We start from the raw sequence: 12,459 nt of genomic DNA, 5'->3' as shown, positions 1-12,459 counted from the left end.
CGGCAGAAATCGGTCGCCGTGCAGTCGATTGTTAGGGCTCTTCGTCATCGGGTTTAAATTCGATTTTCGGTGGTAACTCACTCATTGCGTAGTGGACAAACTGTTGCCCTAGCCCTGTAAGCTCATAGCCTTCACTCTCGTCAAACGCCGATACTGCCGGCTTGGGGCCACTTCCCTTAGGTCGTCTTTGGACGGGCTTTGGCACAAAGTTGCCGAAACGATCTACTTCTCTGTGTTGGCGGATAATACTGCCTGTACTCAGGTCACGAAAAAGAAGCTTGTACAGGTCAGCATCAGCCGAATCCTCCCGCACAGGCCCTTTACCAATTTTTCGCCATATTTCCCCGCGCGTAATCCCGCCGCTGTTATATATTGCACCGATCACCTGAAAATGCATTTCCGAGTACTGATTGATCCAGTCAATATACATTCGAATAACGTCGTCGCTGGAGACAGTGGATGCGGCGGCGTTCGATAGAATATTCCGAATATAGATGCGCTTCTCTTCACTTTCGGCACCCGCCCATTCTCGGAAAGTCTTCTTTACGAGCGACTGGTACTCTTTGCTTTCCACTCGCTTAGCGATTGCCTCATCCTGGAGGTCAAGCCGGGCCATAATCTCAATGATGGTTTCTTCTTTTTCTTTTAGCTCGTCTTGGAGCATCCTGACCCAGTGCTCGAAAAACCGATTAACTCGACCTTGTTCCGCCTCGGACCATGCACCGGCTATGGCCGAAAATACCCCGCCAGCAAAGGGAACAGCACCACCTATAGCTTGAAGTACTCCTCGCGAATATTTGGCTACTCTTTTCCCTTTTGGGACTTCATCGCCCGGGTTATTTTCATCCGCCATATTGTGTTCCTTTTAGCCCTAACAGGTATTAGACGGCGCGTTCTATGATTGGATAAACGTGTTGGCACTTTTTCCCAGCAAATGCAGCCTACCAGATTATCCCAAGCCTATGACCCTCTGAAACATTAATCAAAATTAGGACACATATCCAAAATTCGCGCCTGTTGTATTTCCCGGCATAGCCGCTCAGGGTCTAAAGATATCATTTATCAATTGACTCATAAGATCCTACCCCGCCCGCCATAGACTCAACCGGCTGCCCATAACTCCAAGCAACACCCTGAAATCTCACCCAACGAAAAACATACTGTATGTCCTTTTAAAAGGTCGGTAAGTCATGGTTTCTGAAACGCTGAATAAGTCGTCTACCGGCACACCTTTGCATGAAAAGTAGTGGCGTGGCAGATAGCCGCGTTCGCGGGGGGCAACCGTCCGTAGAGCCATGCAGAATACCGCTAGCCTGCCCTTGTATGAGCTGCTTGGTAGGGTGAACCGTTGGCAAGCATTCTGCATCGTGTGTTCCCTGCGGCGTTTTTCGCTCTAATATTCCGAGACTAGCAGTTAACTTAGATTAATCCCACCGCGGCGAGTTAGTTTTTAGTCGGTAGCGTTGCAGTGGCCTTTTCTCCTCGTCGCTGGATCACCGTTAAGGTGTGGTAAACGCTGTCGCTTGAAAACTCGAACGTGTGATCACACCCTGGTGCCACGAAGCAAGCAGTCGATAGGTCCCCTGCCACGCTACCTCCGGCAATCTGAAAGCGAGGTAATCCAATGTGACAGCGGCGGCGATATCACCGAGGCTAAGAGTCGAGGCCATTGGCGCTTCGCCAAGCTCGCGGTTCAATTGTTCGAGCAGCCGTTGAATGGCCCGCGAGCGCCGTGCTCCCAGCACGCTATTGTCGACTTCATTTCCACTGTGCTTTCTGGCAATCACCGTCGTAAACGCCGCTTCCATGAGGTTTTGTCCCAATCCCGCCAAGTGCAACACCTCGCCTAAGTGAGATGGTGGCAACACGGGCTTCTCCGGATAAGCGCTATCCAAATAAACAGCAATCAGCATTGATTCGCTGAGCGTGATGCCTTCCTCGGTGACTAGCGCAGGAATACGCCCGGCGGGGTTGGCCTTTAATAGTGCGGGGTCGTCTGCCCAGGGGTCACACCACTTCAGCGTAACGGCGTCGCTCAGGCCTTTTTCCAGTAGCACGATACGCACCAGGCGCGCATAGGGCGATGTAGCGTTTAGGTAGAGTTCCATTATTATCTCCTGTTTTGAGCAGTAAGCGCCGCGTTGCGCTGCTGCCAACCACGGCTAAGCAGCACCAGCAAAAAGCCTGCGACGAGCATGAGGCCGCTGATGGCGAACAGCGGCGAGTAAGTGCCCCAAACGCCATAGAGTGCCGACATGGCATAGCCAGCCACTGCCTGGGCAGCAGCAAAAGCGGCGGTGGCTTGCCCCCAGATTTTCTTGTGGGCAGTTGGCCCTACCAGCTCAGCAAGGCGGCCCGAGGTGAGTGCGACAATGCCGGGGATCATCGCCCCTACCATAAAAGAGGAAACCGATTGGCTGATCAACGCTAGCGAGAACACCGGCAGCAGGACAGCGGCAGCCTTCGCTAAAAAAGCAATCGCCAAACCATAATGCCAACCTGCTCGTTGCGCCAGGGCGCCGACCATGAGCGGCCCGCACACGGCACCTAAACCGAAGATCCCCCACTGAAATGAAGCCAACTGGTTACCTAGTGCGTTTTCCCTGGCGAGATAATCCACCCAGAACACGGTATGGGGCACAAACCCAACCGCATCCAGGGCATACGCACTAATGACCAGCCACACGACGACCTTTACCCCCGAATACTCCCTGGATTTATTGGCCGTTGAGGTGGCCGTGGCAGGTAACGCCAGCCGAGTGATGCCGTGATCGCATAAAAGCCCCGCCATCATGCAGAGCAGCCCCAACGCGCCCCATGTAAACGCGAGACTTAATTCAAGCAGCAACGGCACGATGAAGGCTGAAAGCAGAGCGCCCAGGCCAATCCCCGTAAACACCATGGCACCGACACGGGTTCGCCTTTCTGTGGGCGTGGCCGCCAACGCCAGCGAAGGGCCAACCACCATTAAAATGGCGCCCGCAATGCCTGACACCAGGCGCCAGAAGAAGAACCAGGTGAAACCGCCCTCCCCAGCGCAAAGCACAAAGCTTAAAGCGATACCTGCGAAGCTTGCCCCCATTACGTGGCGCGTAGAAAAGCGCTCACTCAGGGAGTGGGCGACAAGCGCGCCGATAAAGTAGCCCAGCAGATTGGCGGCCCCCAAGTAGGCGCCCTGGCTTGCGGTAAACCAACCCTCCTGAATAATCACCGGTAATAATGGCGTGTAGGCAAAGCGAGCAATGCCGATCCCCGCTAGGGTCGCCATTATGCCGGTCATCAGGGCGGGCAAATCGTGGGAAGTAAATGTTCGGCTCATCAGGTTGTGTCCTTTTTGTGCCGCCTTTCGGGCAAGGTGGGCAGCGCGGTACTGCACAGCCAGACTACGCGCGAGAAACTATTTCTAGAAACGATTTGTTTTGATAGTTACTATCTTTTTTTGAGATAACGCTGGCTTGGCAGAAAGGTGAGTATGCAGCTTAAATCATTGCGACTATTTATGGCGGTGGCCGAGACAGGCAGCTTCGTGGCAGCGGCAAAACGCTTGCACACGGTGCAATCTAACGTGACGACTCATATTAAGAAACTTGAGGAGGAGTTAGGCGTACAGCTCATTCATCGTGCGGGACGTGTTCGCCCGACAAGTGCTGGTTTGGCGCTGGTGGAGTACGCTGAGCGCATGTTGACGGCCCATGATGAAGCGGTATCGCTGTTTAAGGGCCAGGAGAAGGCGTGTGGGCGGCTACGAATAGGCGCCATGGAAACCACGACGGCATTGCGCCTTCCCCCAATACTAGCGGCGTATCACGCAGCGCAGCCTGATGTTGATATCCAGCTCAAGACCGGGCCAACGGCTGAGCTGGTCGAGTTGCTGCTCAATGGCCAGGTGGACTGTGCCTTCGTGGCGGGGCGGCTTGAGCATAGCCGCTACCACGTGCTTAAAGCGTTTAGCGAGGAGCTTGTCTTAGTGGGCTCAATGCCCATGACGACGATGCCCTCTTCACAAGCGCTGCTGGCGTCTGCCTTCATGGCGTTTCGCCAAGGGTGCAGCTACCGCCAGCGTATCGAGCTATTGCTGGCGTCCTATGGCGTCAATGCGGGCCGGATATTTGAGTTCGGCTCGCTGGATGCGATGCTGGGCTGCGTCGCTGCCGGGATGGGCTATACGGTATTACCGCGTGGAACGGTTGACGCTCATCAGCACCGGTTCGGGGTTCACACACTGGCGCTGCCCGCTTCTATTGCCCACATCGATACCTATTTTGTCGCCCCCGAACCGGAAACCTGGACACCTGCCCTGGCAAGCTTTGCTGAAACGTTGTGTGACGCGGTGGAAGTGGATGAGCCTCAGCTTACGGCGTCGTGATGTGGATAGTGGAATTCCGGCTCTTATTCAGGCCTTTTTCACAAAATGAGCGGTTACCATCATGTCGCCTGCGCCATCGACCTTGCAGTCCAGTTGGTGATCCTTGCTATCCACGAGCCGCTTGATAACGGCTTTGGTGCCTACCTTGAGTACCAGTGAGCTACCTTTGACCTTGAGGTCTTTGATCATCGTTACCTTGTCGCCTTCCGCTAACAGCGTGCCGTGGGCATCTTTTACCGTCACGGTGTCTTCTGCCTCAGCCTCAGAAGGGCTCCATTCGTGGGCGCACTCGGGGCAGATGAACAGGCTTTGATCCTGATAGACGAATTCAGATTGGCAATGGGGGCACGGTAGGCACGACATGAACGATGACTTCTGTGGCTTGGTTTAGGCTACTTATGATACTGAGCCTGTGTACCCTTGGCGAATACCTTCACGCCAGCCCAGGAAAGGAGAACCAGGATGAACAAACGTGACTTGGAAACGGCGTACCGTGATTACATCACCTGCCTCAATCATCAGGACTGGACGAGCCTTGGCCAGTTCGTACATGACAATGTCCACCACAACGGCAGGCGCCTAGGGCTTGATGGTTATCGTGCCATGTTGGAAGCCGATTATGAGCAGATACCCGATCTTCACTTCAATATTGAGCTTTTGGCCGCTGATTCACCCCACGTTGCGTGCAGGCTGCGATTCGATGTAACCCCGAAAGGTAGCTTCCTCGGCCTTGCGGTGGACGGCAAAAAAGTGACGTTTTGCGAGAACGCGTTCTACCTCTTCCGTGATAATAAGATTCAGGAAGTCTGGTCGGTGATCGACAAGACCGCGATAGAAGCTCAGCTGGATTGAGGCTCCAAATGCCATCCTTGTTCGGTTGCCTGCAGGTTATCTGTCAGGGCGAGGTTTTCCAGAAACGCATCGTCATGGGGTATCCGTTGCGCGAATCACAGTTCGATCCGACCAGCCGATAACCTCGCCTGCTGGGATAGTGAAGCGCGTTTCTGCTTATCGTTTATTTTGCCGAGCGATACAGTATAAAAGGCGGGAACGACAAACGCTTTTACGATGAAATGATTCCAGTTGCCGACAGAGAGTATGCGGCTCATCTGGAAACCTTAAAGTGAGGTAGTCACAATGGCACGCAAGCTTGAAGACTTACTGGCAAAAGAAAAGCCAGAGATCGTTGCGGCGGCAGAAGCGAAGGCAAGCGATATGCTGTTTGAGATCAGGCTAGCCGAAATTCGTCTGCTGGCAGAGAAAACGCAAACTGAACTTGCAGATGCAATGGGTGTTAGGCAGCCGACCGTAGCGGGACTGGAGAAGGTGGGCCAGGATATGCGCCTTAGCTCACTTAAACGCTACGTTGAAGCGATGGGTGGTCGTGTCCGTGTAGATATTGAGCTGCCGGACGGTAGCCATCATGGCTTCCCTGTTTAATGAATCTCTTTGCCTTCCGTGCCTACAATATGAGCGGCGATGAGTATTGGTTTGAATAAGTAGCCTACGCCATCGCGGGCTGAAGCCCGCTCCTGCAAAATGTGCCAGCCATTGGTGTTGGCCTGCGCGGCCATTACGGCACCAGCCACTGCCCTGCCCAACCGTCACCACGCGAGAATACGGCGCGGCGATGGCTTGGACCCAAGTGCAGCGCTTCTATCGCTTGAACATCCATCCACAACACTGCAAAAGCACTTTCATCCGGCGTTTTGGTGTAATCCAGTGAAGCCGCAATCGGCTCGCCCGGCGCCAGCCCGCTGCTATAGGCGATGCGGGCGTGTTCCGGCAGGCTTTGCCACTGCTCGCTTACGGCTTCGCCGGTCAGAACAGTGACGCTGGCTTCTATGCGTATTTGGAGCTGCTCAGCAGCATCCCATACGTGCAGCGCGGCCATAGGGTTAGCGCGAAGAGCGCTGATCTTTCCTGAGTGAATATCGGTGTAGACAGCAAGCGTTGCCGCCTGCTTATCAGCGCTGCGGAGTACTACCGTGCGGGCTTGCGGCAAGCCGCTTTCGCTAACGGTGGCCAAGGTGAGGTAACGCGCCGGTGCGTGGCGGTCGCTGACACCTTGGGTCAGGCGCGCCCAAAGGTGGTCATGCAGTAGCGGTAGCTCTTCTGCCCAAGAGTGGGGGTTCAACGCCATGGGGCACCTTTAAAAGTAATGGCTGAAAAGGCAGCGTCACTGAATAGCTGCCGGGCTTATAGCATGCGACGAAAACCCTCAGCGTCAGCACGCCCGCTAACGCGTTCGGCCTGTATAGGTGTTCTTGAGAGCACTACAAAGTAATTTAAACTTTGAATATTTATTAAACATTGCTATAGGTTAAGAGCATCAATATGAATATTAATTTTACCGAGGACGTAAAATGATTCGTAATCTTACTTTGGCTGCCGTGTTGATGGCTCCTGTTTCCGTTATGGCGCAAGATCTTCCAACAGCGCCTTATTTACCGCTCGACATGAGCCTGGCTGCTGCGCAGACTGCGTTGGATGCCTGCTCTGCCGAAGGCCACAATGTCAGCGTTGCTATCGCTGCTCGTAGCGGTGAAACGAAAGTGCTGTTACGCGCCGACAATGCTGGGCCGCATACCATCAACAGTAGCATAGGCAAGGCCTTCACTTCGGCCAGCATGGGGCGTGACACCGCTGGCCTGGCCGGATTTATCGGTGGCAATCCGGGGAATGATGGGATGCACAACATGGATGCCAGGATGGTGGTTCAGGCAGGTGGTCTGCCGATACGAATCAATGGTGAGCTGGTCGGCGGTATTGGTGTAGGTGGTGCACCATCGGGCGATATCGACGCGTCTTGCGCCCGTGCCGGGCTCGATGAGATCGGTGCCGAGTAATTTGTTTGTGTAATTCGGTGGGATCATCCCCACTTTCAGCGTCTCGCTTTCACGCATCATCCCGCCAAGGCGGTAATGCCAGTCCGTTAAGCCTGACTGGCATTTTCCTATCCGGATATTTTTGCAGTCATGCACTAACACCCCGTCGGTATAGCCTTACTTGTCTATCTGATAATTAAATGAGCAGTTGCTTTAAAACAAGGCACACCCTATCGCTCCATGCCACCCGCATTATGATGTGCCCAGCTCCACACACGCTGATTAAGACTGCCGGTTAAGCTCAGGCGTTAATATCCACTCTGCACTGTCGTTCCATACATCCATGCGCGTGATTTTGCCCTCACGCACTTCATACCGGTCCAAATAGCGGTTGCCTGCAAAAGGACGTCCATCTGGCCATTCTCCGTATAACGTACCGTTGGAGTAGACAACGATGTGGTCCTCGTGAACCGTCCAATCAAACTGCCCTAGCGCTTTTTTAACCCACGCATAACGCCCAGCATTAAAGTGGGTAATGGCGTGCGGGGTTTCCATGGCGCGGCCACCGGTGAAGGTGATAACGACATCGGGGGCCATATAGGTGGCCGCAAGCTCTGGGTCGGGTGCCATAGAGGCTTCCAGGAAGTTGCTGACAATGTTTACAGCGTTCTGTGCATCAGACATAAATGTGTTCCTATAGACGTTGAATATCATTGTAAAAAGCTGCGTCTATATAGTGCGACGCCTTCTATAGAAAGCATATATTCCCGCTTCGTAAACCGGCGTGAATTAACCCAGCCTGAAAGAGTGCTGCGCAGGCGGCTTCATCCACCCTAAACTGGGAGACTAAAAAGCAGGTAGCGCCATCTCTGAATGGTTGCAGCAAATTCGGCTATCCATACTCGGCCAAACCAAGGCACTCAGAGTTCTAGGCGTTCGGCCCGCCGCCGTTAATAAACGAGTAGAGCGCGATATCACTCCGAAACTCCCAGCCCAGGTTGCTCCAGAAGCGTTTACCGGCTTCGTTTTCTACCAGAATCATCAAGTGGGATTTTTGGATGCCTTCATTTTTAAGCGCTTCCAGGCAAAGCGCCACCATCTGTGAGCCGACCCCCATGTTGCGGTGTGAAGCCGCGACCGCCAAATGCTGAATAAAGCCCCGGTGGCTATCATGGCCGCTCATAATCGTGCCCACTACGTTTCCCTCTGCTTCCGCCACAAAGCTTAAACCGGGGTTACGCTGCAAATAGCGGGCAACGCCCTCGCGGGAGTCCGCATCGCGCAACCGCACGCCTTCGGTACTCAACCATAGCGCTACGGCGGCGTCGTAATCTTCAATCGTCATGGGGCGGTAGTGCATGTTGATCTCTCAGTACGGCGTAAAGGTATTCAGTTGCAACTCAGCGGTAACGTTATCGCCTCAACGTGACGATGAAAGTGCGCCAAGCAGCGCAGCATGGGTAGCGCACCATGTATGAATCGACTGCACATAACCGGCTGGCAGGTTGTGGGGCAAGTCATCAACCGGAAACGTATCAATTCGGGAATGTTCGTGACTCACCTTTGGGTTGAAGTCGCTCACAAGACGGCAGCCGTAGGTGACGATGAACACATACTTTTGGGGAATGACCTCAAACAGGTAACTATCGATAATTTCCTGACCAACGACCTTTACGTCCAGCTCTTCCTCGAACTCTCGCTCCAGGCATTCTGACGGTACTTCGCCTATCTCGATACGCCCGCCGGGCAGCTCCCACTCATCGCGGTCGTTGAGCGCCAGTACGACCTTGTTGGCGGGCAGGAGTAATACCCCTTTTATAGATACCGGATACATGGTTTCCCTTATCTTTCACAAGTGAATAGCCAAGAGCATATGTCACTACGCGTCCCAATGCGTTTACAACGTGCTATTCAAACAGGATATGCCAATCCGCCTATACCGGTCCGCTTTGAAAGGCTGGATCGTAACGAAAGTGCTTAGACGGATGCCCTCTCGCCTTGTCACGTTGAAGCGTTACTACATCCCCAAACCAATGCCCAACCGCAGCGCTTGCAGGCCATCAAACTGGACGCTTACCTCATCAGAAAACACGGGGTGGCCTTCTACGGCTAGGTCCAGCTCCGCTTGGGCGCCGCGATAAGTAATGCTTACCGTAAGATTTGCGGAGCTGCTAATAGGCGCCAGCACGCCGTACTCAACGTTATCGACGCTGACCGCAGAAAGGCCACGATTATCCAGCTGTTGCTGGACTTCCTGTTTAACGACATGACCGTAATAGAAGTACACCCCGGCATAGCCCAGCGCCAGCACTACTATCAGTGTAAGGAGTTTTCGCATTATGGCCTCTTGGTTAAAGAATTGGGTAGTTGCCACCATGGCAATGCCATCACCTTCCATCCGCATGGTGTGATAGCTCGTGTACTCGGGGATTATCAAACGACCTGATATAAGAAGCAGAAACAATTAGGCAAACGCTTATCCCAACAGGTACAACCATAGATTCAGGCAGCCCCATAGTTTATAGATTATCCAGCGACACCGTCACCGCTTTATCCTTTTCACCTCGGCGCTCTTCCACAAGTTTGGCAAGCTCATCACCTTCATCAAACACGCTAACCACCCAGTCGATAAATACTCGCACGCGGGAGGATAACTGACGGTTGCTTGGGTACAGAATGGAAACGGGTGATCCTGTGGGCGGGTTGGCGGGCAGGACTTCGATCAACTGGCCAGTTCGTAGATCATCTTCTGCATGGTAACGGGGCACCTGAATGATGCCGAGCCCTAGTCGTGCGGCCGCGTAATAGCTTTCTGCTGCACTTGTGGTCACGCTGGCGGGCAACGCTACATATTCAACTTTTCCGCTAACAGTAAACTCAAGAGGCAGCGTCTGGCCTGCACGGCTGGAGTGAAAGCCCACCATCGTGTGCCCGCCAAGTTCAGCGACTGAATGCGGCGTTCCGTACTTTGCCAGGTATCCGGGCGAGGCGACCGTGACTTCATCAAGTGTGGTGATTCGCCGGGAGTGCATATCGCTGTCCTGGGGCATACCGACACGCAATGCGCAGTCGATGCCCTCGCCTACCAGATCCACCAGGCGATCACCCTCGCTCATGTGAAGCTCCAAACCTGGGTAGGTGTTAAGAAACGCGGGTAGCTTCGGCAATATAAAATGGCGGGCTAGCGTGCCGTGAACGTCTACCCGCAGTACGCCTTTGGGTTTGGCATTCACTAGCGCGCCTTCCGCCTCCTCAACCTGGGCCAAAATACTCAAACAGCGGTGATAGTAAGCGTCGCCATCCCGCGTTGGGTGCACCGAGCGCGTGGTACGTTGCAACAGCCTTACGCCAAGGCGTGCCTCCAATGTTTTGATGGCCTCGGTCAGCGTTGAGCGGGAAATACTCAGGTCTTGCGCGGCGTGAGTAAAGCTTCGCCTTTCGACGATACGCGTAAACGCGTGCATCGTATCAAGTCGGTCCATTGTTCACGGTTTCCGAATAGTGATGACAGGTTAAGCCTGATTATAGAGCACGCTTTGTCTTTTATGCTGCATACGTCAGGTATTCACCGACTCCCTACGCAGAAGGAGAAAAACGATGGCAGAACAGAAAATTGCGCTTGTAACGGGTGGTTCCCGGGGAATTGGGGCGGCTATTTCCAAACAGCTGGCGCGCGATGGCTTTACGGTGATCGTCAACTACGCAGGCAATGCAGAAGCCGCTGACCACGTGGTTCAAGAGATTGAGTCGTCAGGTGGTAAAGCGCAGGCTATTCAAGCTGATATAGCCGATGCCCAAGCAGTGCGTCAGCTTTTTGACACCCTTGAAACACAGTGGGGGCGCATTGATGTGCTGGTCAATAACGCGGGCATTATGAAGCTTGCCCCGCTTGCTCAGATGGAGGAGAACGCGGTGGATGCTCAGATTGATACCAATCTGAAAGGCTCGATCAACACCATGCGCGAAGCGGCCAACCGCCTGAGAGACGGTGGCCGGATTATTAACCTATCGACTAGCGTTGTCGGGTTGAAACTTGAAACCTACGCGGTCTACGCCGCCACCAAAGCCGCCGTTGAGACCTTAACCGCGATTCTTGCCAAAGAGCTGCGTGGCCGCTCGATCACCGTCAATGCCGTGGCGCCCGGCCCTACCGCGACAGATCTGTTTCTTGAGGGTAAATCTGACGAACTGGTCGAGCGGATGGCCAAGATGCCGCCACTGGAGCGACTCGGCCAACCGGACGATATCGCAAGCGTCGTGGCTTTTCTCGCCTCGCCTGAAGGCGGCTGGATTAACGGCCAAACCCTGCGTGCCAATGGCGGCATCGTTTAACCGTTTCTTAATGACCTGGTTTAAACAACCTGGTTTTAATTAGCTTGTTTTAACTGACTTGCGGCTCGCCCAGCTCGCGGCACTCCCTAACGCTTTCAGCCAGTGCACGTGCAAGATCATGCACTCCTTTAACAGCTTCACCAGGCGTTGCGGCGTGCTCGATGCAATCTACCAACGCGGAGCCAACCACTACTGCATCGCTGAACCGGCCAATAATGGCGGCTTGTTCCGGGGTGCGAATACCAAAGCCAACGGCGATGGGAAGCTGGGTGTGTTCGCGTAGCTGGCTCACCGAGCGCTCAAGTTTTTCGGGCGTGGGTGCGCTGCCGCCAGTAACGCCTGCCACCGAAACGTAGTAGATAAACCCGGAGGCGTTACTCAGCACTTTGGGCAAGCGCTTGGTATCCGTGGTGGGCGTGGCCAAGCGGATAAAGTCGATGCCGTGCTGGGCGGCGGGCTGGCAAAGCTCGTCGTCGTGCTCCGGGGGCAGGTCGACCACAATCAGGCCATCTACGCCGGCGCTAGCGGCATCGGTTAAGAAGCGCTCTACGCCATAGCGGTAAATAGGGTTGTAGTAGCCCATTAGCACGATGGGCGTGGTGGTATCTTTTTCGCGAAAGGTACCCACCATCTCCAGCGTTTTAGCTTGGGTCTGGCCTTCTTTTAGGGCGCGCAGCGCGGCTTTTTGGATCGCGGGGCCATCGGCCATGGGGTCGCTAAACGGCATTCCCAGCTCAATCACGTCCACACCGGCAGCGGGCAGGCCCTCAAGAATGCGTTGCGATGTCGCCATATCTGGGTCGCCTGCGGTGAGATAACTCACCAGCGCCGGGCGGTTTTCGGTTTTGAGCGCGGCAAAGCGTGCTGCAAGACGCGAGTTGGGATTCATAGCAGTCTCCTTATGTGCGCTCTGGTGAATAGATTCGCTCTTGT

17 protein-coding genes are annotated in these 12,459 nt (G+C 54.3%); 5 read left to right on the top strand and 12 right to left on the bottom strand.

Translation table 11 applies throughout. The annotated features are described in order from the left end of the window. Positions 1–31 precede the first annotated feature (31 nt). The 3 genes from ACT3T6_RS11535 to ACT3T6_RS11525 form a co-directional block, all read right to left on the bottom strand. Positions 32–853 (bottom strand): hypothetical protein, encoded by an 822-nt coding sequence (locus ACT3T6_RS11535; RefSeq protein WP_193053924.1) that lies wholly within the window; start codon positions 851–853, stop codon positions 32–34. Positions 854–1,499: 646 nt separating this feature from the next. Beyond that, entirely contained in the window at positions 1,500–2,108 is a 609-nt protein-coding gene (locus ACT3T6_RS11530; protein ID WP_193053925.1) for a glutathione S-transferase family protein, read from the bottom strand. Between the two features lie 2 nt (positions 2,109–2,110). After that, entirely contained in the window at positions 2,111–3,319 is a 1,209-nt protein-coding gene (locus ACT3T6_RS11525) for a YbfB/YjiJ family MFS transporter (RefSeq protein WP_193053926.1), read from the bottom strand. Between the two features lie 153 nt (positions 3,320–3,472). Between ACT3T6_RS11525 and ACT3T6_RS11520 the strand changes: the two genes are divergently transcribed. Continuing rightward, on the top strand, positions 3,473–4,366 hold the full coding sequence (locus ACT3T6_RS11520) for a LysR family transcriptional regulator (RefSeq protein ID WP_193053927.1): 894 nt from the start codon (positions 3,473–3,475) through the stop codon (positions 4,364–4,366). A 27-nt stretch (positions 4,367–4,393) separates the two neighbouring features. Here the strand turns inward: ACT3T6_RS11520 and ACT3T6_RS11515 are convergent, their stop codons facing one another. Beyond that, the gene (locus ACT3T6_RS11515; protein ID WP_193053928.1) at positions 4,394–4,729 is read right to left on the bottom strand and encodes a zinc ribbon domain-containing protein YjdM; all 336 of its coding nucleotides are present in this window, start codon (positions 4,727–4,729) and stop codon (positions 4,394–4,396) included. A 99-nt stretch (positions 4,730–4,828) separates the two neighbouring features. Here ACT3T6_RS11515 and ACT3T6_RS11510 point away from each other — a divergent pair, with 99 nt between their 5' ends. Both ACT3T6_RS11510 and ACT3T6_RS11505 read left to right on the top strand, forming a co-directional pair. After that, positions 4,829–5,218: an ester cyclase gene (locus ACT3T6_RS11510; protein WP_193053929.1), complete on the top strand. Its 390-nt coding sequence runs from the start codon at positions 4,829–4,831 to the stop codon at positions 5,216–5,218. A gap of 285 nt (positions 5,219–5,503) precedes the next feature. Then, entirely contained in the window at positions 5,504–5,806 is a 303-nt protein-coding gene (locus ACT3T6_RS11505; RefSeq protein WP_172116042.1) for a helix-turn-helix domain-containing protein, read from the top strand. On the opposite strand, the gene ACT3T6_RS11500 is transcribed toward ACT3T6_RS11505, so the two are convergent. Further along, on the bottom strand, positions 5,803–5,940 hold the full coding sequence (locus ACT3T6_RS11500; RefSeq protein WP_172116041.1) for a hypothetical protein: 138 nt from the start codon (positions 5,938–5,940) through the stop codon (positions 5,803–5,805). The two genes, ACT3T6_RS11505 and ACT3T6_RS11500, sit on opposite strands and share 4 nt — an antisense overlap. Then, positions 5,940–6,509 (bottom strand): pyridoxamine 5'-phosphate oxidase family protein, encoded by a 570-nt coding sequence (locus tag ACT3T6_RS11495; protein WP_193053930.1) that lies wholly within the window; start codon positions 6,507–6,509, stop codon positions 5,940–5,942. The genes ACT3T6_RS11500 and ACT3T6_RS11495 overlap by 1 nt, the downstream gene beginning before the upstream one ends. 223 nt (positions 6,510–6,732) lie before the next feature. Between ACT3T6_RS11495 and ACT3T6_RS11490 the strand changes: the two genes are divergently transcribed. Next, positions 6,733–7,215, top strand: coding sequence for a GlcG/HbpS family heme-binding protein (locus ACT3T6_RS11490; protein ID WP_087111822.1), 483 nt, complete (start codon positions 6,733–6,735; stop codon positions 7,213–7,215). A gap of 261 nt (positions 7,216–7,476) precedes the next feature. Here ACT3T6_RS11490 and ACT3T6_RS11485 read toward each other — a convergent pair whose 3' ends face one another. From ACT3T6_RS11485 to ACT3T6_RS11465, 5 genes are all read right to left on the bottom strand, one after another. Beyond that, positions 7,477–7,878 (bottom strand): nuclear transport factor 2 family protein, encoded by a 402-nt coding sequence (locus ACT3T6_RS11485; RefSeq protein WP_193053931.1) that lies wholly within the window; start codon positions 7,876–7,878, stop codon positions 7,477–7,479. Between the two features lie 244 nt (positions 7,879–8,122). Beyond that, positions 8,123–8,554 carry a GNAT family N-acetyltransferase gene (locus ACT3T6_RS11480; RefSeq protein ID WP_193053932.1) on the bottom strand — a complete coding sequence of 144 codons (432 nt, stop codon included), beginning with the start codon at positions 8,552–8,554 and terminating at the stop codon, positions 8,123–8,125. 60 nt (positions 8,555–8,614) lie between these two features. Further along, positions 8,615–9,028 (bottom strand): NUDIX domain-containing protein, encoded by a 414-nt coding sequence (locus ACT3T6_RS11475; RefSeq protein WP_193053933.1) that lies wholly within the window; start codon positions 9,026–9,028, stop codon positions 8,615–8,617. 183 nt (positions 9,029–9,211) lie between these two features. Continuing rightward, entirely contained in the window at positions 9,212–9,532 is a 321-nt protein-coding gene (locus tag ACT3T6_RS11470; RefSeq protein WP_193053934.1) for a hypothetical protein, read from the bottom strand. A 181-nt stretch (positions 9,533–9,713) separates the two neighbouring features. Then, positions 9,714–10,676, bottom strand: a complete 963-nt coding sequence (locus tag ACT3T6_RS11465; protein ID WP_193053935.1) for a LysR family transcriptional regulator — start codon at positions 10,674–10,676, stop codon at positions 9,714–9,716. A gap of 115 nt (positions 10,677–10,791) precedes the next feature. Here ACT3T6_RS11465 and ACT3T6_RS11460 point away from each other — a divergent pair, with 115 nt between their 5' ends. Continuing rightward, the gene (locus ACT3T6_RS11460; protein ID WP_193053936.1) at positions 10,792–11,526 is read left to right on the top strand and encodes an SDR family oxidoreductase; all 735 of its coding nucleotides are present in this window, start codon (positions 10,792–10,794) and stop codon (positions 11,524–11,526) included. Positions 11,527–11,575: 49 nt separating this feature from the next. On the opposite strand, the gene trpA is transcribed toward ACT3T6_RS11460, so the two are convergent. Then, positions 11,576–12,415: a tryptophan synthase subunit alpha gene (trpA, locus tag ACT3T6_RS11455; protein WP_193053937.1), complete on the bottom strand. Its 840-nt coding sequence runs from the start codon at positions 12,413–12,415 to the stop codon at positions 11,576–11,578. Positions 12,416–12,459 lie beyond the last annotated feature (44 nt).

This window comes from Halomonas sp. 72, assembly GCF_052379785.1.
Lineage (GTDB): Bacteria > Pseudomonadota > Gammaproteobacteria > Pseudomonadales > Halomonadaceae > Vreelandella > Vreelandella citrativorans.
This window is presented reverse-complemented; position numbering and strand designations above follow the sequence as displayed.